This is a genomic window from Micromonospora fiedleri, from assembly GCF_016774385.1.
In the GTDB taxonomy this organism is placed as follows: Bacteria; Actinomycetota; Actinomycetes; order Mycobacteriales; family Micromonosporaceae; genus Micromonospora; species Micromonospora gifhornensis.
On record NZ_JAETXL010000001.1, the window covers coordinates 43,909 to 69,742 of the forward strand.

The 25,834-nt window shown below is 71.1% G+C and carries 20 protein-coding genes and 5 tRNA genes; 9 read left to right on the forward strand and 16 right to left on the reverse strand.

The genetic code is table 11. The features are described from left to right. Positions 1-26: 26 nt before the first annotated feature. The 3 genes from JMF97_RS00210 to JMF97_RS00220 all read right to left on the reverse strand — a co-directional run bounded on the left by JMF97_RS00210 (position 27) and on the right by JMF97_RS00220 (position 3,599). Complete coding sequence (locus tag JMF97_RS00210) at positions 27-1,043, reverse strand: LacI family DNA-binding transcriptional regulator (protein WP_203219694.1); 1,017 nt, start codon at positions 1,041-1,043, stop codon at positions 27-29. 188 nt (positions 1,044-1,231) lie between these two features. Next, positions 1,232-2,251, reverse strand: a complete 1,020-nt coding sequence (locus JMF97_RS00215) for a LacI family DNA-binding transcriptional regulator (protein ID WP_126712248.1) — start codon at positions 2,249-2,251, stop codon at positions 1,232-1,234. Positions 2,252-2,306: 55 nt separating this feature from the next. Further along, the gene (locus tag JMF97_RS00220) at positions 2,307-3,599 is read right to left on the reverse strand and encodes an extracellular solute-binding protein (RefSeq protein ID WP_203219695.1); all 1,293 of its coding nucleotides are present in this window, start codon (positions 3,597-3,599) and stop codon (positions 2,307-2,309) included. A gap of 251 nt (positions 3,600-3,850) precedes the next feature. Here JMF97_RS00220 and JMF97_RS00225 point away from each other — a divergent pair, with 251 nt between their 5' ends. Both JMF97_RS00225 and JMF97_RS00230 read left to right on the forward strand, forming a co-directional pair. Continuing rightward, positions 3,851-5,476: a glycoside hydrolase family 43 protein gene (locus tag JMF97_RS00225; RefSeq protein ID WP_203219696.1), complete on the forward strand. Its 1,626-nt coding sequence runs from the start codon at positions 3,851-3,853 to the stop codon at positions 5,474-5,476. A gap of 3 nt (positions 5,477-5,479) precedes the next feature. Beyond that, a complete protein-coding gene (locus JMF97_RS00230) occupies positions 5,480-6,151 on the forward strand; it encodes a polysaccharide deacetylase family protein (protein ID WP_238358474.1) in 672 nt (223 codons plus the stop codon). A 53-nt stretch (positions 6,152-6,204) separates the two neighbouring features. Here JMF97_RS00230 and JMF97_RS00235 read toward each other — a convergent pair whose 3' ends face one another. Together JMF97_RS00235 and JMF97_RS00240 are read right to left on the reverse strand one after the other, a co-directional pair. Further along, positions 6,205-9,555 carry a helicase HerA domain-containing protein gene (locus JMF97_RS00235; RefSeq protein ID WP_203219697.1) on the reverse strand — a complete coding sequence of 1,117 codons (3,351 nt, stop codon included), beginning with the start codon at positions 9,553-9,555 and terminating at the stop codon, positions 6,205-6,207. Beyond that, a complete protein-coding gene (locus JMF97_RS00240) occupies positions 9,552-10,211 on the reverse strand; it encodes a hypothetical protein (protein WP_203219698.1) in 660 nt (219 codons plus the stop codon). The genes JMF97_RS00235 and JMF97_RS00240 overlap by 4 nt, the downstream gene beginning before the upstream one ends. Before the next feature lie 365 nt (positions 10,212-10,576). Here JMF97_RS00240 and JMF97_RS00245 point away from each other — a divergent pair, with 365 nt between their 5' ends. Together JMF97_RS00245 and JMF97_RS00250 are read left to right on the forward strand one after the other, a co-directional pair. Next, positions 10,577-10,906: a CU044_2847 family protein gene (locus JMF97_RS00245; RefSeq protein WP_203219699.1), complete on the forward strand. Its 330-nt coding sequence runs from the start codon at positions 10,577-10,579 to the stop codon at positions 10,904-10,906. A gap of 15 nt (positions 10,907-10,921) precedes the next feature. After that, entirely contained in the window at positions 10,922-14,989 is a 4,068-nt protein-coding gene (locus JMF97_RS00250; RefSeq protein ID WP_203219700.1) for a WD40 repeat domain-containing protein, read from the forward strand. Positions 14,990-15,007: 18 nt separating this feature from the next. Here the strand turns inward: JMF97_RS00250 and JMF97_RS00255 are convergent, their stop codons facing one another. The 3 genes from JMF97_RS00255 to JMF97_RS00265 form a co-directional block, all read right to left on the reverse strand. Next, positions 15,008-16,315 carry an MFS transporter gene (locus tag JMF97_RS00255; protein ID WP_203219701.1) on the reverse strand — a complete coding sequence of 436 codons (1,308 nt, stop codon included), beginning with the start codon at positions 16,313-16,315 and terminating at the stop codon, positions 15,008-15,010. 87 nt (positions 16,316-16,402) lie between these two features. After that, a tRNA-Val gene (locus tag JMF97_RS00260) sits at positions 16,403-16,477 on the reverse strand. 40 nt (positions 16,478-16,517) lie between these two features. Next, positions 16,518-16,590 (reverse strand) — tRNA-Gly (locus JMF97_RS00265). 149 nt (positions 16,591-16,739) lie between these two features. Between JMF97_RS00265 and JMF97_RS00270 the strand changes: the two genes are divergently transcribed. Further along, positions 16,740-16,982: a DUF6458 family protein gene (locus tag JMF97_RS00270; RefSeq protein ID WP_013732390.1), complete on the forward strand. Its 243-nt coding sequence runs from the start codon at positions 16,740-16,742 to the stop codon at positions 16,980-16,982. A gap of 116 nt (positions 16,983-17,098) precedes the next feature. Here JMF97_RS00270 and JMF97_RS00275 read toward each other — a convergent pair whose 3' ends face one another. The 5 genes from JMF97_RS00275 to JMF97_RS00295 form a co-directional block, all read right to left on the reverse strand. Continuing rightward, the gene (locus tag JMF97_RS00275) at positions 17,099-18,313 is read right to left on the reverse strand and encodes an FAD-dependent monooxygenase (protein ID WP_203219702.1); all 1,215 of its coding nucleotides are present in this window, start codon (positions 18,311-18,313) and stop codon (positions 17,099-17,101) included. Further along, positions 18,310-18,906, reverse strand: a complete 597-nt coding sequence (locus JMF97_RS00280; RefSeq protein WP_203219703.1) for a PadR family transcriptional regulator — start codon at positions 18,904-18,906, stop codon at positions 18,310-18,312. The genes JMF97_RS00275 and JMF97_RS00280 overlap by 4 nt, the downstream gene beginning before the upstream one ends. 141 nt (positions 18,907-19,047) lie before the next feature. Next, positions 19,048-19,122 (reverse strand) — tRNA-Val (locus tag JMF97_RS00285). A 13-nt stretch (positions 19,123-19,135) separates the two neighbouring features. Continuing rightward, positions 19,136-19,206: transfer RNA gene (locus JMF97_RS00290), tRNA-Cys, on the reverse strand. A gap of 34 nt (positions 19,207-19,240) precedes the next feature. Beyond that, positions 19,241-19,313, reverse strand: a tRNA-Gly gene (locus JMF97_RS00295). 293 nt (positions 19,314-19,606) lie between these two features. On the opposite strand from JMF97_RS00295, the gene JMF97_RS00300 reads away from it, so the two are divergent. Together JMF97_RS00300 and JMF97_RS00305 are read left to right on the forward strand one after the other, a co-directional pair. Next, positions 19,607-20,209, forward strand: a complete 603-nt coding sequence (locus JMF97_RS00300; RefSeq protein ID WP_043723486.1) for a TetR/AcrR family transcriptional regulator — start codon at positions 19,607-19,609, stop codon at positions 20,207-20,209. Between the two features lie 48 nt (positions 20,210-20,257). Further along, positions 20,258-20,833, forward strand: coding sequence for a TIGR03086 family metal-binding protein (locus tag JMF97_RS00305; RefSeq protein WP_203219704.1), 576 nt, complete (start codon positions 20,258-20,260; stop codon positions 20,831-20,833). A 36-nt stretch (positions 20,834-20,869) separates the two neighbouring features. Here the strand turns inward: JMF97_RS00305 and JMF97_RS00310 are convergent, their stop codons facing one another. Continuing rightward, positions 20,870-21,790, reverse strand: a complete 921-nt coding sequence (locus tag JMF97_RS00310; protein ID WP_203219705.1) for a hypothetical protein — start codon at positions 21,788-21,790, stop codon at positions 20,870-20,872. Between the two features lie 176 nt (positions 21,791-21,966). On the opposite strand from JMF97_RS00310, the gene JMF97_RS00315 reads away from it, so the two are divergent. Together JMF97_RS00315 and JMF97_RS00320 are read left to right on the forward strand one after the other, a co-directional pair. Next, positions 21,967-22,635, forward strand: coding sequence for a class I SAM-dependent methyltransferase (locus JMF97_RS00315; RefSeq protein ID WP_203219706.1), 669 nt, complete (start codon positions 21,967-21,969; stop codon positions 22,633-22,635). Position 22,636: 1 nt separating this feature from the next. After that, entirely contained in the window at positions 22,637-23,821 is a 1,185-nt protein-coding gene (locus tag JMF97_RS00320) for a cytochrome P450 (RefSeq protein ID WP_412101300.1), read from the forward strand. Between the two features lie 12 nt (positions 23,822-23,833). On the opposite strand, the gene bioD is transcribed toward JMF97_RS00320, so the two are convergent. Further along, the gene (gene bioD, locus JMF97_RS00325; RefSeq protein ID WP_203219707.1) at positions 23,834-24,571 is read right to left on the reverse strand and encodes a dethiobiotin synthase; all 738 of its coding nucleotides are present in this window, start codon (positions 24,569-24,571) and stop codon (positions 23,834-23,836) included. Next, positions 24,559-25,695, reverse strand: a complete 1,137-nt coding sequence (locus JMF97_RS00330) for an 8-amino-7-oxononanoate synthase (protein ID WP_203219708.1) — start codon at positions 25,693-25,695, stop codon at positions 24,559-24,561. The genes bioD and JMF97_RS00330 overlap by 13 nt, the downstream gene beginning before the upstream one ends. Between the last annotated feature and the right edge of the window lie 139 nt (positions 25,696-25,834).

Genomic DNA, 25,834 nt, shown 5'->3' on the forward strand with positions numbered 1-25,834 from the left:
GCTTCCGGAAAATTATCGGTAGATTGCTATGCCGCCGGGGCGGCGCTGTCCCGGATGACGAGTTCAGTGGCCAACTCCACCCGAGGGCTCTCCACCTTCTCCCCCTTGGCCAGCCGCAGCACCGTACGCGCGGCCAGCATCCCCATCTCGCTCAGCGGTTGACGCACGGTGGTCAGCGGGGGCGAGCACCAGCGCACCTCGGGCAGGTCGTCGAAGCCGACCACGCTGATGTCGTCCGGAATGCGCAGCCCCCGCCGTCGTACGGCCTCGTAGACGCCCAACGCCATCTGGTCGCTCGACGCGAAGATCGCCGTCGGCGGATCCGCCAGCCCCAGCAGCCGCCCGCCACCGACGAAGCCCGCCTCGTGGTAGAAGTCGCCGGGGCAGATGAGTGCCTCGTCGAAGGCGATCCCGGCGGCCTCCAGGGCGGCCCGGTAACCGTCCATCCGGGCCCGGCTGCACATCAACTGCGGCGGCCCGGCGATGAACCCGATCCGCCGATGCCCCAGGCCGATCAGGTACTCGGTGGCGCGCAGGCCACCGGCCCAGTTGGCGGCACCGATCGTCGGCGCCTCCTGGGCCGGCAGCCCGTCCGCGTCGACGATCACCACGGGCACGTCGAGCCGACGCAACTCGGCCTGCAGCGGCGGCTCCACCATCGAGGTCACGAAGATGACCCCCTCGGTGCCACGCCGCCGCATGCCGTCGAGCCACTGTTCCGCGGAGGTGTTCTGGCGGTGGATGGCGGAGACCACCGTGCCCACCCCGGCGCCGTGCGCCACGTCCTCGACCCCGCGGATGATCTCCACCGCCCACGGACTGTCCAGGTCGTTGAAAACCAGATCCACCAACCCCGAACTCGCCCGCATACTCGGCGGCCGACGCCGATAGCCGTGCCGCGACAGCAACTCCTCCACCCGCTGACGCGTCTGCGGAGCCACATCCGAACGACCATTGATCACCCGCGACACCGTCGGCACCGACACCCCGGCCAGGTCGGCGATCACGGAGATGGTGACTTTGCGGGTCTCTCTGGCAGCCACAGCACTCCCAACCGGTACGGCGACAGCCCGCGCGGCGACGAGGAGCGGCCGGGACGGGCTGCCGGCTGCCTCCCCTACCCTAGTGCCGAGAAATTCCAGCCGCCTACCGGTAATTGGTGCAATTCACATCGGGCCAACGGCCATCGCACGGCAGCGGTCGGGCTGCTGCCGTGCCTCCCCCGGCAAGGTCAGACCTTGGGCGGTGCCGCACTGTCCCGGATCACGAGTTCGGTGGCCAGTTCCACCCGCGGGCTCTCCACCTTCTCCCCCTTGGCCAGCCGCAGCACCGTACGCGCGGCCAGCATCCCCATCTGGGCCAACGGTTGACGCACGGTGGTCAGCGGCGGCGAGCACCAGCGCACCTCGGGCAGGTCGTCGAAGCCGACCACGCTGATGTCGCCGGGCATCCGCAGCCCGCGTTGCCGTACCGCCTCGTAGACGCCCAACGCCATCTGGTCGCTCGACGCGAAGATCGCCGTCGGCGGATCCGCCAGCGCCAGCAACCGTGCCCCGCCCGCGAACCCGGCCTCGTGGTAGAAGTTGCCGGGCTGGATCAACCGGTCGTCGATCGGCAGTCCGGCGGCTTCCAGGGCGGCCCGGTAGCCGTCCATCCGGGCCCGACTGCACATCAGCTGCGGCAGTCCGGCGATGAACCCGATCCGCCGGTGCCCGAGACCGATCAGGTACTCGGTGGCGCGCAGGCTGCCCGCCCAGTTGGTGGCGCCGATGGTCGGCGCGTCCTGGGAGGGGACACCGGCCGGGTCGACGATCACCACGGGGATGTTGAGCCGACGCAACTCGGCCTGCTGCGGTGGCTCAAGGGTGGAGGTTACGAAGATGACCCCCTCGGTGGACCGGGTCCGGATGTTGTCCAGCCACTGCTTGGCAGACGACGTACGGCGGTGGATGGCGGAGACCACCGTGCCCACCCCCGCGGCGTGCGCCACGTCCTCGACCCCGCGGATGATCTCCACCGCCCACGGACTGTCCAGGTCGTTGAAAACCAGATCCACCAACCCCGAACTCGCCCGCATGCTCGGCGGCCGACGCCGATAGCCGTGCCGCGACAGCAACTCCTCCACCCGCTGACGCGTCTGCGGAGCCACATCCGAACGACCATTGATCACCCGCGACACCGTCGGCACCGACACCCCGGCCAGACGGGCGATCGCCGCGATGGTCACCGTGCGGTTGTCGTTGGCACCCACGCGGCCCTCCCTCTTGCTCACATTTTCCTTGCCGGCCGTCGGCCGACGGACACCACTACTGCTTCTGCGCTACTCGGGTGATGTCCTTGACGATCTGCTCCGGCTTCTTGGAACCGACGATCAGATCGGCGACGCTCTTGTTGATCTGCTCGCCGACAGCCGGCGGGAAAGCCTGGTCGAGATAGAGCTGGAACCCACTCGCGACGGCCAGATGCGCCGCGACCACCTGGTTGTTCGGGTCCTTGATCCGACCGACGGCCGCCAGGTTGGTGGGCAGCACCGCGCCGGTCTCCGCCGCCCAACGCTGGTTCTCCGACCGCAGCAGCGACCGCAGGAAATCCACTGTGGCCGGTGGTGCGTTGCGGCCAACCGCGAAGCCGTTGCCACCGCCGAAGGCGTCGGTGGCCTCACCCTTGCCACCCTCCACCGTCGGGAAGGTGAAAAAGCCGAGTTGCCCGCCGATGCCGAGCTTGCTGGTCGACGACGACGCCTGGATGGAGGGGGCCCACTGGCCCATCAACTCCATGGCCGCCTCGCCGTTGCCCATCGCCGCGGCCTGCCCGTCCGACGACCCGTACTCGGCGCGCCGGAAGCCCGGCTGGAACGGCTGCAGGTCGATCAGCTGGCGGAAGTGCTCGCCGGCCGCCACGAAGTCCGGGGTGTTGAAGTTGCCGTCCTCGGCCGCCTGCCGCAGCGCGCCCAGGCCACCGATCCGCATCGCCAGGTACGCCCAGTAGTAGTGCCCGGGCCACTTGTCCTTGCCGGCCAACGCGATGGGCACGATGCCTGCGGACTTGAGCTTCTGCACCGTGGTCAGCAACTGGGCCCAGGTGGTCGGCGGCGAGGTGATGCCGGCCTCGGCGAAGAGGTCACGGTTGTACCAGAAACCGATCATGCCGATGTCGAACGGAATGCCGTAGATCCGACCGTCGACCGTGTACGGCTGCAACGCGGCCGGCAGCAGTTGGCCGATCCACGGCGACACCTCCGAGGTGATGTCCTTGACCAACCCCGCCTCGGCCTGTTCGCGCAGCAGGCCACCACCCCAGGACTGGAACAGGTCCGGCGGCGAGCCCGCCTTGGTGACCTTGGCCAGCTCCGCCTTGAACACCTCGTTCTCCAGCGGCTTCACCTCGATGGTGATCTTGTCGTGCCGGGTCTGGTACAACCGCGCCATCTCGGCCCACACCGGCAGCATGGGATCGGTGTTCTGGATGTGCCACCAGTCGATCTGTTGTGGACTGGTCAGGCCGGTGGGCTCGTCGTCCGCACAACCGCCGAGCAGCACCGCGCCGACACCCGCACCAGCCAGGCCGAGCAGCGATCTGCGCGAAATGTGCGTTGTCATGCCTCATCCCTTCAACCATGTGACGTGCGCGCGCAACACCACAATCGGCGAGAGGCCAGTCGGCAACCCGAAAGTTTCAGCCTGATGCCGGTATTTTCGAGGTGATGGCCGGCACGTTACGACGCGTTGACACACGCGGTCAAGAGGGGTGTCGCAAGGAGACTCCAGCCGATACCGTGAGGGCAATCCTGGCGTGTCCAACGGCGAATTTTCCGGAAGTAGTCCGGGATCAGAGCCTGAAGGAGTCGAACATGTCGACCGAGACCGCAGACGTGACGACCACCCGGTCGATCCGCAATCCCGTGCTCCCCGGCTTTCATCCAGACCCGTCCATTCTGCGGGTCGGTGACGACTACTACCTGGCCACCTCGACCTTCGAGTGGTACCCGGGGGTACGCGTACACCACTCCAGAGACCTCGTCCACTGGCGGGCGCTGGGCGGCATCGTCACCGAACGCCGACTGCTCGACCTGCGCGGCTGCGGCGACTCCAACGGCATCTGGGCGCCCGACCTCACCTGGCACGACGGGCTGTTCCACCTCGTCTACAGCGACGTGGCCAGCTTCGCCAGCGGCTACTGGGACGCCCAGAACTTCCTCACCACCGCACCGGCCATCACCGGCCCCTGGTCGGATCCGGTCCGGCTGCACTCGCACGGCTTCGACGCCTCACTGTTCCACGACGACGACGGCACGGTGTGGCTGCTGGCCATGAGCGCCGACTGGCGTCCCGGCCGCAACCGCTTCGGCGGCATCGAGATCCAGCAGTACGATCCCGACCGCCGGCAACTGGTCGGCCCGACCCGACTCATCTTCACCGGCACCGAGGTCGGCCTGACCGAGGCACCGCACATCTACCGCCACGACGGGTGGTACTGGCTGGTCACCGCCGAGGGCGGGACCAGCTGGGAACACCAGGTCACGGTCGCGCGCTCGCGTGAGCTGTTCGGGCCGTACGAGGTCGACCCGGCCGGGCCGCTGCTCACCTCGGTGGGCCGACCGGACCTCACCCTGCAGAAGGCCGGCCATGGCAGCCTGGTCCGCACCCAGCACGGCGAGTGGTACCTCGCCCACCTGGTCGGCCGCCCCTACACCCCGCTGGGCAACTGCGTCCTCGGCCGGGAAACCGCCCTGCAGAAGGTCGAATGGTCCCCCGGCGGCTGGCCTCGGATCCCCGGCGGCATCCCGGCCGACGAGATCGCCGCCCCCGACCTGCCGGCCCATCCGTGGCCCGACGAACCGGCCACCGACCACTTCGACGCGCCGGACCTGGCCAGTTGGTGGTCGACCCTGCGCCGGCCCGCCACCGACGACTGGATCGACCTGCGGTCGCGCCCCTCGCATCTACGCGTCTACGGAGGTCAGTCGCCGGTCGGCAAGCAGACGCCGAGCCTGGTGGCGCGGCGGGTCGGTGCGCCACGCTGCTCGCTGGAGACGGTCGTCGAGTTCGACCCGGGAAACCACCGTCACCTGGCCGGCATCACCGGCTACTACAACACCCAGAACTGGCACTATCTGTATCTGACCCGGGCCGACGACGGGCGGACCGTGCTGGAGCTGCTCAGCTGCGACAGCGGACGACGCACCGCGTACCCCGAACTCACGATCGACACCGGCGGCGCCCGCCGGGTCGGGCTACGGGTGAGATTCGACGGCCCGGCGTTGCACTTCGCGTACGACCTCGGCGACGGCTGGCGAGAACTGCCCGTCACCCTCGACGCCACCATCCTCTCCGACGAGCACGCAGCCCAGATCGTCGACGGGGAACCCGCCGCCTGGGGCTTCACCGGCGCCCTACTCGGCCTCTGGGTGCAGGACATCGGCGGCGACGGCCACTACGCCGACTTCGACCACGCCACCTACCACCAAAAGGGCTGACCGATGTCCCCGCACACCGCACCCCCGATGACCGCGCGGCACAACAATTCCATGCCGGGCGTCCCGGCCTGCCCCGAAGCGACGATCGGCACCGACCGCGTCCTCTGTCTCACCTTCGACGACGGACCGCATCCGGTGCACACCCCACGCCTGCTCGACGTGCTCGCCGCCCACGGTGTGCCGGCGCTGTTCTTCCTGCAGGGCGATCAGGCCGCGAGCCACCCGGACCTGGTCCGTCGGATCGTCGCCGCCGGGCACGCGCTGGGCAACCACAGCATGCATCACGACGACATGAGCGACTGGACCCCCGGCCGGATCGCCTCAGACCTGCTGGAAACCAACGCGGTCATCCGCCGGGCCGTGCCGCAGGCGCCACTGCCCTACTTCCGGGCCCCGTACGGCGCCTGGGGTCAGAGCCCGACCGTGGCGACCGCGTTGGGGATGCGGCCGATGGGCTGGCAGTTGGCCGTGACCGACTGGGTGCCACCCGGCACCGACGAGTTGGCCCGCCGCCTCACCGAGGGCGTCACCCCCGGCGCGGTGGTGCTGCTGCACGACGGCGGCGGCGACCGCAGCCAGACCGTCGACGCCGTCGACCTCGTCATCCCACCACTACTGGCCGACGGCTGGCGGTTCGCCCTGCCCGCACCAGCCGGAGGCTCCACCAGCCGGTGAACCGCCGGCCGGAGCCCTCCGGCAGCCGGTGCACCACCAACCGCAGGGCCCGCCTACCGTACGGTCGGCGGGTTGGCTGCCCGGTGGACGACCTCCTCGGTGGTCAACGGACTACGCGGGTGGTGGCTCAGGCACATCGGAGCCTGCATCTTGACGAACCGGCCGCCCTCGACCGCGGCGTAGAACTGACCCGTACGCATCTTGCCGATGTCGGCGAGGTCGGCGCCCTTGGCCCTGGCCACGTCCCGGGCCGCCTCGATCTGCACCGGCACGGTCAGCAGGCCGTAGAACTGGGTGGCGGCGTTCCCCGGTATCTGGTTGTGCAGCGCCTTCGGTGCCTGGGTGGCAAAGACCAGTCCGAGCCCGTACTTGCGGGCCTGCGAGGTCAGGGCAAGCGTGCTCTGGGTGCACGCCGTGTTCGCACCGGAGGGCGCGAGGGTCTGGGCCTCGTCCATCACGAAGAGCCCGCCCAGCGGCCGATCACCGGCCGGATGGCGTTTGATCCAGGTGAACAGGGCGAGTTGCAGTTGGTTGACGAAGCTCTGCCGCTGATGTTCCTCGGGCAACCCGACGAAACTGATCACAGACACTCGGGCGCGTCGGCCCGGCGGCGCAGTCAGCAACTCACCGGGGTCGACCGGCGTACCGGCGCCGCCGAAGAGCGGGTCGTTGATCAGCGCGGCCTTGAGCAGTTGCGCCATGCCCGCCGCCAGCTTCGGGGCACCGTCGAGTTGGCTCACCCCGTCCGGCAGATCGTTGAGTACCTCGGTGAACTCACGTAGGTCATTGGCGCCGGTCCGGGCGTAACTGATCAACGCCTCACGCAGCACGGCCCGACCGAGCCGAGCCTTGTCGGTGCCCCCGTCGACCCGGGCGTGCGGGGCGAGCGTGGCCACCGCGGCGTTCACCGCCGCGGTGAACCCGTCCGGGTCGTCGAGCACGTCGGTGAACCTCGGCAGCGGCTGGAAAGCCAGTGGTCGACCCGCCTGCCGCCCCGGCGTCCAGATCACCACGTCCGTGCCGGACAGGTAGGCCGCAGCTCGGTCCGGGTCGTCCGGCCCCCAGCCGGACGGCGCTGCGGGCCATGCCTCGCCGAGCCGGGCCAGGTCGTTGTTCGGGTCGAGAACGATGGCGGACACACCGCGTAGGGCGCATTCCTCCACTATCCGGCGAATCAGTACGGTCTTGCCGGACCCGGAGCCAGCGAAGATCACCGTATGCCGGCGCAGTGATTCGAGTCCGACCCGTAGCGGGTCGGGTCGACCCGGCACGACACCGACGTCCACCTGCTCCGGATCCACGCCGGCCACGGGTTGATGACCACCTGCAGGCAGACCCGGTCCGGGCACCGATGGTGCCCGGACCCCGCTGGAGACGGCGCCCGATGGCGCCTTGACCGGCTGTTCCGCCATATCGGGCAACCCGGATGACAGCGACGCCGCACCGACAGCGTCGTCGGGCAGTGCCGCACCGACAGCGCCGTCCGGCGATGCCGCACCGACCGGGTCCCGGGTCGCGATGGCAGGCCCCATCGACGGGGGGTCTGCCGCCGTCACATCGGGGCCGCTGCCCAGCGCCTCGCGGAGACAGGTGATGTCGGCGGCCGGCCGGCGGTCGGCGAACCACGGTCGTAACGTCTCCAGCCCGAAGTGTTGGACGAGCTGTTCCAGGGCGATCAGACGGCGGACATCGTCGGCAGGGAAGGAGATCGTGCGGCCGCCGGCCCGAGCGAAGGCGTCCAGCACCTCACGGGTACGAGCGCCGCGCGACCACTCCTGGGTACGCAGCAGGAAGAGCTTGCGCTTGGCGACACCCTCGGTGAGCCCGGCGGCGGTGATCGCGTTGCGGATCCGGTTGAGCGCGGCGATGTGGTGCGGTGCGCAGACCGCCCGGAACGACCAGTGCTCCTCGTCCTCGCTCTCCTCGTCGAGGCTGTGTCGCAGCCGGGCGTGCAGGGCAGGTTTGCCGCCTACCGCAATGGGGTCGAGGCTGAAGGTGTCGACAGCGTTGCCCTGCCCGGCGATCCATGCGGTCAATCCGGCCTTGAGCAACCCCGGTACCCGCACGTCCTCGGCCTGCTGGGTCAAGGCGGATTCCGGGTCCGCCCCGGCGATCAGCTCCGCGTACCGCGAGTCGATTTTGACGAAATCGTCGGCCCCACGGGCGCCGACCGGCGACACCTCGGACACGGTGATCGCCCGAGCGGCCGTGTCGTGCAGCAGGTGCCGCAGTTCGCGTACCTCGCCGGTCGTCAGGCAGGCCCGCACGTGCGTGTCGATGCGCCGCAGTAGTTCCCGCGGCGTGAACCCGACGACCTCGGCGAACGCGTCGGGGTGCACCGGCCAGGTGGGGTACGGCGGCGAGAACGCCACCTCCTCGAAGAGCACCGCGAACCGTTTGGCGACCAACTCCCGACCGACCTCCACGGAGGGGATCTCCTTGAGCGGGGCGGCTTCGCGGAATCGATCCTGGACGGTGTCGGTGGCCTGTTCCTTGACGTCTCGCCAGGTCTGCGGCAGACAGGACACCACGGACAGCGAGCGTTTGGTGGTTTCGCGCAGCGCCATCAGACCGCTGGCCACCTGTTCGAGCAACAACGAGGTCTGCCAGTCGATGTCTCCGCGGACTTCCTGGTTTGTCGCCTTCACGGACTGGGCGACCATCAGGTCGATCTGGTCGACCGCGATCACCGTCGGCGCCACCATGGCCAGCAGCCGCGACGCGTCCCGTACCACCTCCTGCGGGGCACGCCGGTTACGCCGCAGGCCCCAGGCGGCCCGGGTGCCCGGCTCCTCCTCGTCGCTGGAGGAGAGGAAGTCGTAACCGAGATCTTCAAGATCCGACGACTCCGCGGCGTACAGCACCAACGCCCGCAGGGTGTCCTGGCACTCGGTGCCGACCGGGCGGTTCGCCTTGCGGATCAGGTCGACGAAGGCGTCGAGGGCGGGCCGACTGAGCTCGGTCTCCCCGGTGACCGCCCGGCGTACCGTCCGGGGGGCGTCGGTCCGGTCCGCCAGCCGGCGCAGGAACGTCCGCAACTGGGTCGTGCCGTCCGGCATCGGCCGAGCGAGGCCGGCCAGGATCGACATCGCGGTGCTGTGCCAGAACGCGCGCGCCTCCAACAGCTCGACCAGGAAGAAGAAGCCACCACGCTGCTGCACCTCCTGGCGCACCGTGCCGAGCAGGTGGGTCTTGCCAGTGCCGCGTTGGCCCAGAACGGCGACCCCCACCGGGCTGGAGTCGGCGCTGCGGTCCGCCTCGGCGAAGCTGTCCAGCACGGTCCGGAGCACGTCCTGGTGCAGCGCCTCCACATGGAACGGTGCCGGCTTCCAGACGTCGTCCGGGGTCGGGGCCCAGTTGAACCGCAGCGCGGTCAGCGCCCGCCGTTCCTGCTCGGTGGTCATGACGAGATGGCGATGAGGTGCTTGTCCTGGTTGCCGATGTTCACCGCGGCGGCCCGTTCCTGGGGTCGGAGCACCTTCTGGTTGGATTCCGGCACCAGGTGGACGGTGCGTTCCTGGTTGAGCTGGATCAGGGCGGCGTCGACCTCGGCCCGGGACAGGTCACCCAACGCGGCCCGCAGGTCGGCGAGCATGACGTAGTCGCCGGGCTGCCCGGCCAACCGGTGGTACGCCTGCCGCACCAGGGTGGCCGCGTCCGCCGCAACAGCAGCGGTGGCCGCTACCGGCGCCGGGGTGACCTCGTCTGCCTTGATCTGCAACCGGAACAGGTCGTCGGCGCGGACGTTCGAGTGGTCGATCAGCCGGCGGAGGAAGTCCAGTACGACGTAGAGCGTCCCGCCCGTCGTACCCGCCCTCGCCGGCGGCTCGGCGCCCAACTCCTGGGCAGCCCGCTCCCAGCCCTTGTCGGTCAACTCCAGGATGATCCTCGGCTTGGGCGTCACCTCGATGAGGTCGAGTGACTCCAACCGACGGCGGTGATCGGGTTTGATGCCGATTCCGGCGACGTTGGTGAGATAGGTCTGCGGCAGCGGAGTCGCTTTGATCATCAGCGTGATGAGAATGCACCGGTCAACGAGCGTCAGTTCCTTTTCCGACATGCGGATGCTCCTCTGAGGGACGAGCCTTCACCACGTTGACGGTGATGATCTAAAACTCGGGGGCGGATTGCACAGCGAGGCGGCCTCGCGTCCGGGCCGATTCTGCCGACGGTCCCCGGTAAGCGCAAGGTCACCAATCCGGCTGCCAATAACCGACAGCGCGGTTGAGTGGATCTTCAGTGGCCCAGCGTGGGCGGGGTGCCTCAAACACCTGTTCGGGGCGGCGGCAGCTACTCGGGCAGCCGACCGTTGCCAAACGGCAAGGACAGACGGCAGCATGGCTGGTCGGCGAGAGGCTGCCGGTAATCGGCCGGCAGCAGACCCTCTCCTGCCCGTTCCGCAAAAAACCGCCACGGAGGTGATCGGTGCAGTCTGAGGTGGTCCGCTACCAGGTCGATGACCAAACTGTCGCGTTGATCGAGGTCGACCCGCCGGCCGGTTTTCGACCCGCCGGTGTGGGTGATGTCGCCGGCTGGGTCCGAGAATCCGCAGCCCCGGCGATCGCCGCCGCGAAGGAACTGTTGGAACACGCGAAGACCGTCGCCCCGGATTCCGTCGAGGTGCGCTTCGGAATCAAGGCGACCGGCACGGCGAGCTGGGTGGTCGCCAAGGCCACCGGCGAGGCGAATTTCGAGGTCACCCTCGCCTGGTCCGCCGACAGCGCGTTGGAACGCGGCACCGGCCCGCGGCACTGACGGATCCGGTGGCCCGTGACAGCAGCCCCTGACGGCAGCCCGTGGGCGGTGGCCCTGTACCGGGAAGGCAACCCCCACACGCCGATCGGCACCGGCATCGTCATCGACAGCAACCTGGTTCTCACCTGCCACCACGTCGCATTCGCCGCCGACGGCACCCTCCACAACGACCTCTGGGTCGCCTTCCCGCTCGCCCCTAAGGTCGGATACTTCGATCGCCGCAAGGTCGGACAGTGCCTGCACGACGGCCAGCGGGCCGCTCACATCGACGTGGTCGTCCTGGAACTGGTCGAGCCGGTTCCCGCCACCGTCGCACCCGCACGGCTGCGGTGCCTGGACCCGAAGCCGCTGGTGGAGCGGCCCTTCTGGACGTACGGCTTTCCCACCGCCATAGCCGGCGGCACCCCGGCCATCGGCACCGTCACCAAAATCGGCGGCTGGGGACACATCATGATCGACAGTGGTGCGGATGGCGCGCTGACCAAGGGGTTCAGCGGTGGAGCGCTCTGGTCGCCGGAGTACCAGGCCGTGGTCGGCATCGTGGTCTCCGCCGACGGCCAGGGCAAGGGCCAGGCCGTGACCCTGTATCACGCCGACGAACAGCTACCCGAGATGAAGCTCGCCACGCTGTCCGCATGGCAGGTCGCCGACGCCGACGACGCCGCCCTCTCCGCCTGGGGTTGGGCGTTACGCACCGACGGCGAGGCAGGGCGGCACTGGTTGCCCCGCGCCCGCGGGGTGGCGGTCGACACCGAGGGCGGTGCCCGTTTCCGCGGCCGGACCACCGCGTTGCGACGTATCGTCGACTGGATCGACCAGCCAACTCCGGTCACCCGACCGCTGCTCGTCACCGGCTCACCCGGCGTGGGCAAGTCAGCTGCTCTGGGGCGCATCGTCACCACCGCCGACCAACAGATCCGGGCGAGCCTGCCGGAGGACGACGTCGCTGTGCGCGCCACCCTCGGGTCCGTCTCCTGCGCCGTGCACGCGAAGGGCAAGACCGCCATCGAGGTGGCGACCGAGATCGCCCGCGCCGCCGCCGTCGACCTGCCGGACACCCCTGCCGACCTGGTCTCGGCCGTACGCGACCGCCTGATGCGGCGGGGCAGCCGCTTCGCCCTGGTCATCGACGCACTCGACGAGGCCGCCGACCCCGGCCACGCCCGCCGGATCGTCGACGAGATCCTGCTGCCGCTGGCCCGTGACTGCGGCCCGTACGGATTCCGGGTGGTGGTCGGCACCCGACGCCGCGACGACCAGGGCGACCTGATCGCCTGCTTCGGCGAGAACACGGAACTGATCGATCTGGACACGCCCGAGTACTTCGCCGAGTCCGACCTGGTGAACTACGCCCAGGCGACCCTGCAACTGCTCGGCGCCGAGCGCGCGGCCAACCCGTACGCCGATGCGGGGGTGGCAGCCCCGCTCGCCCGACGCATCGCCGCCCTGGCCAAGGGCAATTTCCTCGTTGCCGGACTGGTCGCGCGGGCACACGCGCTGCGCGACACGTCGGCGGTCGATCCGGCCTCGGTGTCGTTCACCGCCACGGTGGCCCACGCGCTGGACGCCTACCTCGCCGGACTTCCGGCGGCCGGTTCGACCTCCGCCCGCCTGGCGCTGACAGCCCTGGCGTACGCCGAGGCGCCAGGGCTGCCGTTGCCGCTGTGGCAGGCGGCGGTAACGGCGCTGGGCGGTACGGCCACGGCTGAGCAGCTCGCCCTGTTCGCCCGCGGTTCTGCGGCGAACTTCCTGGTCGAGACCGGCGGCGGCACGCAGCCCGCGTACCGGCTGTTCCACCAGGCACTCAACGATGCGCTGCTGGCCGACCGGGACCAGCAGGGCGTCCGACGCGACGACCAGCGCCGCCTGGTGTCGGCCTGGCTCGACCTGGCCGCTGACACCGGCTGGGCGTCCGCGCCGGACTACCTCCTGCGTTCGCTGCCCCAGCACGCCGCTCGGGCCGGACTCGTCGAGCGGCTACTCGCCGACGGGGACTACCTGCTGCACGCGCATCTGGATCGGCTGCTCACCGTCGTCGACACCGCCCAGGCCCCGATGTCCCCGCGAGCGCAGTCCCGGGCGCGGTTGCTGCGACGTACGCCGTTGGCGGTGGCCGCGGAGCCCGCCGAGCGGGCCGCGCTCTTCTCGGTGGTCGACCGCCTCGACAGTCTCGACAGCGGCATCGGCGCCGACGGCGCGCCCTACCGGGCCCGGTGGGCGCACACCCCGCCCCGGCAGGAACGCAGCGTGCTCGACGGGCACTCGCAGGCCGTCTACGACGTCGCCGCCATCGAGGTCGACGGTCGGCGGCTGCTCGCCTCCGTCGGTGACGACGGCACCGTTCGGCTCTGGGATCCGCTGACCAACCAGGCCGAGTCGGTCTTCAACTGTCACGACGACACCGTCCGCGGCGTCTGCGCCGTTCGGACCAGCGCCGGCGAGACCCTGCTCGCCACGGCCAGCCATGACGGCACGGTGGGCCTGTGGGAGCCACGGACCGGCCAGCGCCGACACGAACTGCGCGGACACCACGACTGGGTACGCAACATCTGCACCATTCCGCTGCCCGGGGGCGACCTGCTCGCCTCGGCCGGCGACGACCGGACGGTACGAATCTGGGATCCCGCCAGCGGCATCCAGCGGTACGAGCTGACCGGGCACATCGGCTGGGCCACCGCCGTGACCTACGTCCCCGCCGACGGACGTCACCTGCTCGCCTCCACCGGCTTCGACGGAATGATCCGGATCTGGGAGCCGACCGCCGGTGTCGAGCCGACGCTGACCATCCCCGGACATGCCGGCTGGGCGACGACCCTCTACGCGGTGCGCGCGCCCGGCGGCACCCTGCTCGCCTCGGGCGGCTACGACGGCACCGTCCGCCTGTGGGATCCGTTCACCGGCCGGTGCGTCCAACTTCTGGAGACCGGTGGGCCGGTCACCGACCTGTGCACCATCGACGTCGACGATGGTTGCCTGCTGGTCTCCACCGGTGAGGACGGACTGATCCGGCTGTGGGAGGTGCCGACCTGGACGAGCCGGCCGAGCCTACGGGGACATGCGAGCTGGATCCGCGCGGTGTGCGAGCTGCGCACCGCGGAGCAGCGGATGCTGGCGACCGCCGGGGACGACGGCACCGTACGGTTGTGGGATCCGGCCGGCGGTCAGCCGGGCACCGTCGCCGACCAGGACAGGTTCGCCCCGGTGAGCGCGCTCTGCCAACTGCCCGGTGAACGGCCGCTGGTCGCCGCCGGTGGCACCGACGGCCTGGTGCGGTTCTGGGACGTGCACACCGGCGAACGCCTGCAGGAATTCAACACCCCGGGCGGCACCGTCAACGCCATGTGCGCGGTCGCCGACGAGGAGGAGCCGCTGCTGTTCACCGCCCAGGACGACTGTGCCGTCGTCGGATGGGACGTCCGCGACGGCGCGCAGGGGCTGGAGATGCGGGAACACTACGGCGAGGTGGCTGCGGTCTGCCCGATCGTCATCAACGGTGAGACCCTGATCGCCTCCGCCGGCGACGACCAGGCGGTCCGGCTGTGGCATCCACACACCGGTGCCGTACGCACGGTGCTGCTCGGCCATGTCACGCATGCCTGGGTGACCGCACTCGCCACGGTCAGCTGGCCCGGCATCGAGGCGCTCGCGTCGGCGGACAAGAGTGGCACGGTGATGTTGTGGGGCGGCGGGGACACTCCCGTCTGGGTTCAGCAGGGCCACCAGGACGCGGTGACCGCGTTGTGCGGCATCACGGTGGCCGGCCGGCGGATGTTGGTGTCGGGCAGCGCCGACCATGCCATCCGGATGTGGGACGCCGAGTGGGGGCAGCCGGTCCGTTGGTTCACCGGGCACAGCGCCGCGGTCACCGGGCTGAGCCTGATCCAGGTCGAGGGTCGGGACCTGCTGGCCTCGACCAGCCGCGACCGTACGGTGCGCATCTGGGATCCGATGACCGGCCGGACGGTCCGTACGATCCCCGTCTACCACCCGGCCCTGGCCTGCTGCACCGTCGGTGACACTCTGCTGGTCGGCCTGGATCAGGGCCTGCTCGCTCTCGCTGTCACCGGCCGGGACGACCGGTAGTCCTGGTGGCCCGGCCGGTCACGGCAGCAGCTCCGGGTCCAGCTGACGGCCGGCGAGGTCGGCTCGATCCTGCACGGCAGGGTCCTGCACGGCCCGGCCCTTGACGGCCCGCCAGATCGCGATCGCCGCGGCGATGACGCCGAAGGCCACCGTCAGCACCGCTGCGGCCAGGATGGTGAACTCGGCACCGATGCCGGTGATCAACGGCCCGGCGGTGATGGTGCCCAGCGGTACGGACAGCGTCGCAATCGCGGCGTACGCGGCGAGGACAGGTGCTCGGCCGGCACCGTCGGTGCTGCGTTGCAGCAACGCCATCGTGGCGGCCGGGTACGGTGCCCAGATCAGCCCGCCGATCGCGATGGCGACCAGGGCCACGCCTGTCGGTGCGCCGAGTCCCAGGGGCAGCAGTGCCGCACCCCAGCCGACGACGATGGCAATGATGGTCGGCCACAGCCGCCAACGGCGCAGGTAGCCGGCGGCGAATCCGCCGATCAGCGCCCCGGCGCCGAACGCCGTCCAGAACGCGGCCAGGGTGCCGGCGGAGTTGCCGAGCGACTCGGCGACGTGGATCGGCAACGCCACCTGCACGGGCCCGTAGAGGAAGAAGAACCCGAAGGTCAGCGTGGACAGTCCGAGCAGCGGCCGATCGCGCCAGATCGCGGCGAAGCCGGCGAGGCTCGATGCCTGCCGCTGCTCGATGGGGGCCCGGGCCGTCCTCGGCACGGCGATCAGGTAGCTGACCGCGAGGACGGCGTACGTGCCGGCGGCGACGGCGATGACGAGCACCGGCCCGGCGGCCGCGATGAGCAGTGCCGCCAGGGCCGGCCCGATCAGCGTCGACGCCTCGCTGAACAGTCCGATGAGCGCGTTGCCCGCCAGCCGGTGCTCGACCGGCAGCAGCTCGGCGATGAGGGTGAACCGGCCCGCCGACCCCCACGAGCGCAGCAGTGCGGAGCACCCGAGCAGCAGCGTGAACCACCTGATGTCGAGGGCCCCGGCGAGGTGGACGACGGGGATCGCCCCGAGCATCACCGCCCGGAGGACCGCGTCCCAAGCGGCAAGCTGAGCCCCGCTGCGCCCACTGAGCAGCCGGGCGAACAGCACGGTGCCGAGCGCACCCGGCAGCGTGTACGCGGCGACCGCGGCGGCCACCCAGACACCGGCGTTCGCCCGGGGCGCCAACTGGATGGCCAGCCAGCTGACCGCCAGCAGCGCCATCCCCTCCCCGAGGTACGACAGCGCGAATCCTGGCAGCAGTCGCCGCAGGATCCGGTGCCGGACCACCGGCCAGTAGGGTGACGAACGAACGAATGCCGGGGTGCCCATGCGGGAAGTCTGGCAGCCCGATCGATCATTTCGGCTCAGGCTTAGCGCCCGGCAGAATGCGAATCACTCGCGCCGGAGGTGGCGTGCTGGTGGGCGATACTGGGTTTGAACCAGTGACCTCTTCCGTGTCAAGGAAGCGCGCTCCCACTGCGCCAATCGCCCGTGGTGACCGCCACACCCGATCGGGTGTGGGCGAATCGCGAGCGGACGACGGGATTCGAACCCGCGACCCTCACCTTGGCAAGGTGATGCGCTACCAGCTGCGCTACGTCCGCCTGCCCCGGCACCGCCGGGGACGCGCCAACTGTACCCGATGACAAGATCGCCCGAGCGGGCACCCCACAGTGCGGGTGATTGCGCCGGTCACCGCCGGGGTACAGAGCCCTTCGACAGCACACCGCATCCCCGGAAAAAGGAGGCTGTCATGGGTATCGGCACCAGTATTTTTCTGCTCGCGGTGGGCGCCATCCTCACCTTCGCGCTCAACGCCAGCATCGGCGGTCTGGACCTGGACGTCGTCGGCTGGATTCTGATGGCAGCCGGTGTGGTCGGCCTGATCATGACCACGCTCGTCTGGGGACGCCGGCGTGAGGTGGTCGCCACGACCGAGGAGCCGGTGGAGTACCGCCGCGTCGAGGAGCGTCGGGACGTCGCACCGCCGCTGTGACCAGCGGCCAAGCAAGCTGACCGGCCGAGCAGGCTGGGCGGCCAGAACGACGGTGGCGGTCACCGAGGTCGGTGGCCGCCATCGTCGTGTCCGGGCGCGGACCGCAGCGCCGCCGGTCAGCGTTGCGCCAACTCCGCGCTGACCGGGGCGTCCCAGTCGATGCGGTACCGCTGTTCGGCGCCGAGGGACCGTTCCGGGTTGAGGAAGGTACGCAGCGCCAGCGGCATCATGATCCGCATCATCCGCTTCGCGACCGGTCCGGCCGTCTTGGTGGAGGTGGTCTGCCGACCACGGCGGACGACCTTCTCCACCCGTGGACGGCGCAGCCGCTCGTAGGCGGTCAACGCCGTCGGCAGATCGGAATGGTCGCGCAGGCAGCGCGCCAACTGCACGGCGCTCTCCACGGCCAGCGATGCGCCCTGACCGGAACTGGGTGACGGGGCGTGCACCGCGTCGCCGACCAGGACCATCCGGTCGCGGTACCAGTGCGGCACCGACGGCATGGTCTCGATCGACCCGATCGCCACCACGTCGGCGGGCTCGGTGTGCGCGAGCACCTGGTGGGCCGGCACGTCGTCGGCGTACACCTCGCGCAGCCGGTGCAGCCACTGCTCCGGCGGGGTCTGGTTGGCCTCGGCCCAGGTGGTCGGTCGCGGGTCGGGCACGTTGGCGAACCAGGCCGTCCGGCCGTCCGGCTCGACCCAGTAGCCGAAGAAACCCCGGGAGCCGAAGACCAGGTACATCGCCTCCGGGTCCGCGTCGGGGACCGCGTACCGGGCGGCGCCGCCGAGGTTGAGCAGCGGCAGCACCTGCGGGTCGGGGGCGGCCGGATCGATCAGGGTACGCACCCGGGAGCGGATGCCGTCGGCCCCGATCAGCAGGTCGGCGGTGGCGGTCGAGCCGTCACCGAACCGGGCCAGCACCCCGTCGGCTGTCGACTCGGCGTCGACGAGGCGCTTGCCGTACACGATGGGCACGCCCTGCGCCTCGGCCCGCTCGCGCAGGGCCCGTGCCAGGTCGTCGCGCCACAGACCGACGGTGACCGGCTCCACCGCGACGTGCGGAAGGGTGCCGATCAGCCCGCCACGGCCGTCGGTGATCACCGTCCGGCGCATCGGCAGGCCGACCTCCCGGACTGCTTGTTCGGCGTCGACGGCGCGCAGCGCGGCGAGCCCGTTGGGGGCCAGGGTCAGGGTGACGCCGAGGCCGTCGGCGGCCGACGGGCGGCCCTCGTACACCGTGGCTTCGATGCCGGCGCGGCGCAGGGCCATCGCGGTCACCGGTCCGGCGATGCCGCCGCCGACGACCAGGGCGGTACGGACAGCTGTCATGTTCGATCCCCCATGGTTTCCTGCCAGGACCTGGCGTAGTCCGGCTGCTTGAGTGACTCGATGAGGTCGGCGACGAACCGCCGCTCCGCCTCCAGCAGGGCGATGGTGTACTCCTCCTCGACCAGGTAGATCCAGGCGAGACCGTCGGCGCGGGCCTCGGCCACGGTGGTCCGGGTCTCCTCGATCTGTCCGGCCAGTGCCGCCGAACGGCGGCGCAGCACCTCGACGGCCTCGTCGGGCGGCAACAGGGACAGCAGGGACAGCGCGACGGCGAAGTGCGGGTACTCCTGGCGTGGCTGGGCGAGCAGCGTACGCAGCCAGTCGTGCACCTCGTGCCGGCCCTCGTCGGTGATCGCGTACACGGTCCGCTCGGGTCGGGCACTGTCCCGGACGGTTTCCTGTGGTGCGACGAAGCCCGCCCGGGTGAGCTGCTCCATCACCATGTACAGCGAGCTGCGGGTGTAGCGGATCTGCCGGTCCTGGCCGGACTGCTTGAGCCGCCGCCCCAACTCGTACGGATGCATGGGCTCCCAGAGCAGCCAGGCGAGCACGGCCAGGGCCAGCGGGTTGGGAACCTTGCGTCGGCGCTCCACGCCACCTCCTTTAGTCAGTACTGACTATGCAGGACTGACTAAAGGGCCGTCAACGACGAGCGGAGGAAAGAGTCGGCGGCTGCGCGAAAACGACGAAGCCCGTCACCGTTGTCCGGTGACGGGCTTCGTCGTCAAATCATCTGGTGGGCGATACTGGGTTTGAACCAGTGACCTCTTCCGTGTCAAGGAAGCGCGCTCCCACTGCGCCAATCGCCCTTGCTGTTGTCCGAGGTGGGGACGGGATTTGAACCCGCGTACACGGCTTTGCAGGCCGTTGCCTCGCCTCTCGGCCACCCCACCGAGGTTGCCCCCGTCAAGCGTGGCGGCAGCTCCGAGCGGACGACGGGATTCGAACCCGCGACCCTCACCTTGGCAAGGTGATGCGCTACCAGCTGCGCTACGTCCGCGTGCCCCCGGCGCGTTCTCCGGTGACGGATGAGAACTTTAGCCGAGCCATGGAACGGTTGCCAAATCGGGTACCGCCCTCCGGCGAGTCAGAAACGCTCCGCCCGTGTCGGAAACCTCCACCGCCGGGCTTCCTAGGAGGATGGGTAGGTGGGCTTGCCGCGCAGGTCGGGAAGGTGAATGCCGAACGAGAAAATTCCCCACGAACAATTGTCTGGTGTCCGACTGTCGCAAGATGGATCTACCGGGCTTTGGTGACAGGCCGTATCCGCTTCGATGGGCTACGGTGACGGACGTGACGAGACGTGCGGCTGAAATCCGCCTGGATGCCCTGCTACGCACCGCGTGTGACGTGATTGCGCAGCGCGGATTGGCGAACACCCGCACGGCGGACGTGGCGCAGGCCGCCGGGGTGAGTCAGGCACTGGTCTTCTACCACTTCGCCACCAAGGAACGCCTGCTCGCGCAGGCGTTCGCCTACGCCGTCGAGCAGGATCTGGCCCGGCTGGACGCGATCACCCGGTCCAACGCCCCGCCGCTGACCAAACTGCGGCGCATCCTGCGGCTCTACACCCCGACCGGGCGGCCCACCTCCTGGTCGATGTGGATCGACGGCTGGTCGGAGTCACTGCGTACCCCCGAACTGGAGAAGTTGTCCCGCCGCCTGGACCTGCGCTGGCGGCAGGACCTCGCCGCGGTCATCTCCGACGGCGTACGCGAGGGGGTCTTCGAGTGCGCGGACCCGGCCGGCGCGGCGTGGCGGATCAGCGCGGTGATGGACGGCCTGGCGGTGCAACTCGCGGTGCACGAGCGGGTGATCTCCCGCCGGCAGTTCGCCGAATGGGTACGCCTGGTGGCCGCCCGGGAACTCGGGCTCGACCCGACACAACTGGACTGAGCCCGCGAACCGGTCACCGGCGGCGCTCCTGGCCGCCACAATGACGCCATGGACCTGCTGGAAACGTACCGGCGCAGCGTGGCCGAGTTCGCCGACCGGGTGCCGCTTGTCGCCCCCGGACAATGGTCGGCGCCCACCCCGTGCGCCGACTGGGACGTCCGAACGCTGGTCAACCACGTGGTCGGCGAGGACCGCTGGAGCGTCGCCCTGCTCGCCGGGCGGACCATCGCCGAAGTCGGCGACCGGTACGACGGTGACCAACTCGGCGCGGACCCGGTCGAGGCCGCCCGCGACGCGGCGGCGCAGGCCGAGTTGGCCGCCACCCGCCCGGGAGCGCGGGACGCCACCGTGCACCTGTCGGCCGGCGACACCCCGGCCGAGGAGTACCTGCGTCAACTGATCGCCGAACACCTCGTACACGGCTGGGACCTCGCCGTGGCGATCGGCGCCGATCCGAAGCTGGACGCCGAGGCCGTCGCCGAGTGCGCCCGCTGGTTCGCCGGGGAGGTCGACACCTACCGGAGCAACGGCCTGGTCCGCGCCGAGGTGGGTGTTCCCACCGAGGCCGACGAACAGGACCGGCTCATCGCCGCCTTCGGCCGCGACCCCGACTGGGCCCCGTGACGGCCCGGTCGGCCACCGACACCACCGGACACCTGCTCAGCGGGGCACCGTCCGCCAGCGCCGTCGGTCCGGCGGCTGTTCCCACTCGCCGGGCGGCCGTTCCCACTCCCCGGCCCGTCCCGGGCCGACGGTGACGGTCGCGGGTTCGGTCACCTCCGGATCGCGGGTCAACTGCCGCAGCCGCATGAGCAGACCGACACCGAGGAAGAGCAAGAGTCCACCGAGCAGGAAGGCGGCCTCGGTCAGGCCGATCCCGGTGCCGGACTGCGAAACCTGGTTGCCGGCCGCGCCGGCCGCCGGCGGCTCGGCCGCAGCGCCCGCGTCCGCCTCGTCGGCGGCGTCGAAGTCCTCGTCGACCGGATCCACCGTCGGCACCTCGGTCGGCTCGTCGGTCGGGTCCACCGTCGGCACCGAACTCGGTGTCGGCGCCGCCGTGGTGGGTGGCGCCACCGCAGCCCGGCCGATCACCTCGCGCGTCGCCGTCTGGCGCGACAGCAGCCGCAGGTTGCGGTCGTACGCCTCGGCGGCCAGGCTCACCCGGCCCTGCGCCGCATCCGCGGCGAAGCTGATCCGGTACTGGGCGGTCACCGTACGCCCTTGGCAGAGCGTGCCCGGGTCCAGTTGCCGGTCGGTCAACCGGGCCACGTCACCGTCGATGCGCACCTGCACCGGGAACGAGCCGGTCTCCTCGATCCGGTCCACCCGCACCTGATCGAGGCGCAGCCCCTGCACCGCGAGCAGCAACGACCAGCGGACCTTCAGGCAGCCGCCGGGATCGTCGCGGGACACCACGGCGGACACCGTCGCCGCCTGCCCGCCCGCCGTGAACCGCTCCGGCAGACCGCTGAGCTCGGTGGCGAACGCCGCGTGCGCGGGTGCTGCCATGGCGACGTCCACCCCGGTGAGACAGGCCAGCACCACCCCGATCCGTAGCGTGCTGCGCCACAGCCTCTTCACGATCCGCCCTCCCGTTGGTCGTCTCCATCGGCAACGCTAGGAGCGCCGGAGGCCACCCGGTAGACGGGTGTGTTCGCACGGGTGGTGAAGCAAGATGCCCGTTTTCACGTACGGTATTGAACCGCTCACCGCCGACCCGCGACACGCCGGGAAACGTGCCGATGGACAATCACCGGATGTCCGCGCTCTCCACCGCCTTCGTCCGGCTGCACGCCCGGCTCGCGCCCGTCGCCTTCGTACCCGAGGTGCGGCTGCATCAGGCCGACGAGCCGATCGGGTTGTGGGAGTTGACCGAGGGCGAGTTCCGCAGCGACCAGCCGCCACCGTTCTGGGCCTTCGCCTGGGCCGGCGGGCAGGGCCTGGCCCGGTACGTCACCGACCATCCGCAGCTGTCCGCCGGCCGCCGGGTGCTCGACCTGGCGTCCGGCTCCGGGCTGGTGGCCATCGCCGCCGCCCGGGCCGGTGCCGCCGCCGTACGCGCGGTGGAGGTCGACCCCCTCGCGGTCGCGGCGATCACCCTCAACGCCGAGGCCAACGGGGTACGCGTCGACGCCGAACTCGCCGACATCCTCGACGGCGACGCCGGCGACGCCGAGGTGATCTTCGCCGGGGACGTCTTCTACAGCGCGGCCATGACCAACCGGGTGCTGCGCTTCCTGCTGCGCGCCGCGCGCGGCGGAGCACAGGTGCTCGTCGGTGACCCCGGCCGGGCCTTCCTGCCCCGGGACCGTTTCGACGAACTCGCCAGCTACGACGTACCGGTCAGCGAGGCGCTGGAGAGCGTACGGGTGAAGCGCACCACCGTGTGGCAGCTCCGCGCGGGACGGCCGGAGGCGACCGGCTAGCGTGGCGCGCGTGCTGTTCCGCAGCTGGGAGCAGGCCCCGGCGGCGCACGACGACGCCTGGGCCGGCAGCGGCGTGGCCCGCGTCGCCGATCACGTGGGAGTCGAGCATCTGCTGGTGACCCGGCACGCGCTGGTCCGACAGGTGCTCACCGACCCGCACACGTACCGGCCCGACAACGCCCTGGACGCGGTGACCCCGATGCCGGTGTCCGCGCTGCGGATCCTCGCCGCACACCGGTTCCGACTGCCGCCGACGCTTGCCAACAACGGCGACGCCAGCCATCCGGGCATCCGGGCCCTGGTCGCCGACGCCCTGCACCCGAAGCGGGTCGCCGAGCAGCAGGACTGGCTGACCGCGCTGGTCCGCCGACGGGTGGCCGGGCTGACCGCCGAGCTGGACGCGGGCCGGCCGGTCGACCTGTACGCCGGGCTCGCCGCCGACCTGCCGTTGCTGGTCCTGGCCCGGCTGGTCGAGCTGCCCGACGCCCCGGTCACGGCGGTGAAGAGCTTCGCCCGCGCGGCCCTGGAACTGTTCTGGGCCCCGCTGGACGCCGACCGGCAGCAGCAGCTCGCCGCCGAGGTAGGTCGCTTCCACCGGGTGCTGCGCGAGTTCGCGGCCACCGGCGGCGGGCTGGCCGGGGCACTGCGGGCCGCCGGGCACCCACCCGACGTGGTGGTCGGCGCGCTGTTCTTCCTGCTGGTCGCCGGTCAGGAGACCACGTCCCAGTTCCTCACCCTGCTGATGCACCGACTCGCCGGCGAGCCGGGGGTGCTCGCCGGGCTGCGGGACGGCTCGGTCGCGGTCGCCGACGTGGTCGAGGAAGGGCTGCGGCTGGAACCACCGATCGTGACCTGGCGTCGGGTCGCCGCCGTGGACACCACGCTGGGCGAGACGGCGGTTTCGGCGGGCACCAGTTTGGTGTTGTGGCTGGCCGGGGCCGGGCGTGATCCGGAGATCGTGGCGGCACCGGACGAGTTCCGGCCGGGGCAACGCGGCTCACGCCGGCACCTGGCCTTCGGGGCGGGCGCACACCGCTGCGTCGGCGACCAGTTGGCCCGGATGGAAGCCGCGACGGTGGTGGCGGAGGTGGCGCCGCTGCTGGCCGAGGTCCGCGTGCTCCGCGCACCCTGGTACCCGGACAACCTCACCTTCCGGATGCCGGACACCTTCCTGGTGACCCGCTGACCGGCACGCCGTTCAGTTGATCTCGTCGGCCCAGGCGCGCCAGTCGTCGAGGACGCCGTACAGCGCCGGGGTGAGCCAGCCCGGCGCGGACCGGCGGAACACTCCCGGGTCCATCGCGCCGGCACCGGCGGGCAGGGCGCCGAGCAGGTTCGGCAGCAGGTCGCTCAGGTTGGCCCAGTGCACCAGCTCCGGATCGGCCGGCCAGGCGCCGATCACCACCCCGGCCGGTACGGCCCGCCGGTCGAGCGCCTCCAGGGTGAGCGCGGTGTGGTTGAGGGTGCCGAGCCCGGCGCGGGCCACCACCACCGCCGGGGCACCCAGCGACACGGCCAGGTCGGCCACCGTCCACGGCTCGCCGGAGGGGCGCACCCCCATCGGTACGAGCAGCCCACCGGCCCCCTCGACCAGCACCAGGTCGTGTTTGTCGGCCTCGTCGCGGATCGCGTCGACCGCGTTGTACAGCTCCAGGGGCGGCAGTTCGGCCACCCGGGCGGCGGCCAGCGGGGCGAGCGGGTCGGGAAAGCTGGCCAGGGTGCGGCCGGTCATCGGGGCGGCCAGCCGGGTGACCGCCTCGACGTCACCGGGCTCGCCGGTGGCCGTACCGGTCTGACCGGGTTTGACCACCGCGACCCGCAGCCCGGCCGCCTGCGCGGCGGCGGTGATGGCCGCCGTCACCACGGTCTTGCCGACCTCGGTGTCGGTCCCGGTGACCAGCACCGGTCCCCGCCACTGATCCGTCATGGCGCACATTCCACGATGACCTCCAGGGCATGCTCGAAGTCCGCCTGCGGCACCCCCGCGCCGATCGTCAACCGCAGCCGGGAGCGGCTGTCCGGGGTGGAGGGCGGACGGAAACAGCCGACCGCCACGCCCCGGTCCCGGCAGGCGGCGGCCCACTCGGTGGCCGCCTGCGGGCCGGGGGCGGTGACCGACACGACGGCGGCGTCGGGGGTGGAGACGTCCAGGCCGGCGGCGCGCAGCCGACGCACCGCCGTCGCGGCCCGCTCGGTCAGGACGGCACGCCTGTCGTCACCGGTGCGGGCCACCTCGACGGCGGCGTGCACCCCGGCGGCCACGGCCGGCGGCAGGGCGGTGTCGTAGATGAAGGTGCGGGCGGTCTCCACCAGATGCCGGACGAACTCGGCCGGGCCGGCCACCACACCGCCCGCGCCACCGAGCGCCTTGGACAGGGTGGCGGTGACCACCACGTCCGGCTCGCCGGCCAGCCCGGCGGCGGCCACCGCACCGGCACCGGCCGGCCCGGTCACGCCGAGCCCGTGCGCGTCGTCGACCAGCAGCAACGCCCCGTGTTCGCGGGCGACCCGGTGCAGGTCCACCAGCGGGGCCAGGTCACCGTCGACGGAGAAGACCGACTCGGTGACCACCACCGCCGGCCGTCCGGGCGCCGCCGCGAGGGCCGCCGCGACGGCCGCCACGTCGGCGTGCGGGGTGACCACGGTCTGCGCACCGGAGATCCGGCACCCGTCGATCAGGCTGGCGTGGTTGTGCGCGTCGGAGACCAGCAGCGTACGGGGACGCACCAGCGCCCGGACGGCACCGACGTTGGCCAGGTAGCCGGAGGAGAAGACGAGTGCCCGGTCGGTGCCGAGCCAACCGGCGAGGGTGTCCTCCAACGCGTGGTGCGCCTCGGTGGAGCCACGGACCAGGCGGGAGCCGGTCGCCCCCAACCCGTACCGGGACAGCGCCTGCGTCGCGGCGGCGATCACCTGCGGGTGCGTGGACAGGCCCAGGTAGTCGTTGCCGGCGAGGTCGACCACGACGTCGGCGGCGGCGCGCGGATGCAGCCGGCGGGTCAGTCCGGCCTTCGCCCGCAAGTCGGCGCGGCGGGTCAGCGCCGCCAGCCAGTCCGCCACCGCCACGTCCCTCCCCCGGGTTCCCGCCGGGCGAAATTACCACCCGTACGGTCGGCCCCGGCGTGGCGCAGTACGGCTCGCCGGGCAGGCACCCGCCGTCCGTTCGTGCCGGCTCACCGCGCCCGTTTCCGCCCGTCTG

Excerpts from the sequence above, each read along its gene's own strand:
- JMF97_RS00220 (WP_203219695.1), bottom strand. The coding sequence starts at position 3,599 with ATGACAACGCACATTTCGCGCAGATCGCTGCTCGGCCTGGCTGGTGCG.
- JMF97_RS00225 (WP_203219696.1), top strand. The coding sequence starts at position 3,851 with ATGTCGACCGAGACCGCAGACGTGACGACCACCCGGTCGATCCGCAAT.
- JMF97_RS00230 (WP_238358474.1), top strand. The coding sequence starts at position 5,480 with ATGTCCCCGCACACCGCACCCCCGATGACCGCGCGGCACAACAATTCC.
- JMF97_RS00235 (WP_203219697.1), bottom strand. The coding sequence starts at position 9,555 with ATGACCACCGAGCAGGAACGGCGGGCGCTGACCGCGCTGCGGTTCAAC.
- JMF97_RS00240 (WP_203219698.1), bottom strand. The coding sequence starts at position 10,211 with ATGTCGGAAAAGGAACTGACGCTCGTTGACCGGTGCATTCTCATCACG.
- JMF97_RS00255 (WP_203219701.1), bottom strand. The coding sequence starts at position 16,315 with ATGGGCACCCCGGCATTCGTTCGTTCGTCACCCTACTGGCCGGTGGTC.
- JMF97_RS00270 (WP_013732390.1), top strand. The coding sequence starts at position 16,740 with ATGGGTATCGGCACCAGTATTTTTCTGCTCGCGGTGGGCGCCATCCTC.
- JMF97_RS00275 (WP_203219702.1), bottom strand. The coding sequence starts at position 18,313 with ATGACAGCTGTCCGTACCGCCCTGGTCGTCGGCGGCGGCATCGCCGGA.
- JMF97_RS00305 (WP_203219704.1), top strand. The coding sequence starts at position 20,258 with ATGGACCTGCTGGAAACGTACCGGCGCAGCGTGGCCGAGTTCGCCGAC.
- JMF97_RS00315 (WP_203219706.1), top strand. The coding sequence starts at position 21,967 with ATGTCCGCGCTCTCCACCGCCTTCGTCCGGCTGCACGCCCGGCTCGCG.
- bioD (WP_203219707.1), bottom strand. The coding sequence starts at position 24,571 with ATGTGCGCCATGACGGATCAGTGGCGGGGACCGGTGCTGGTCACCGGG.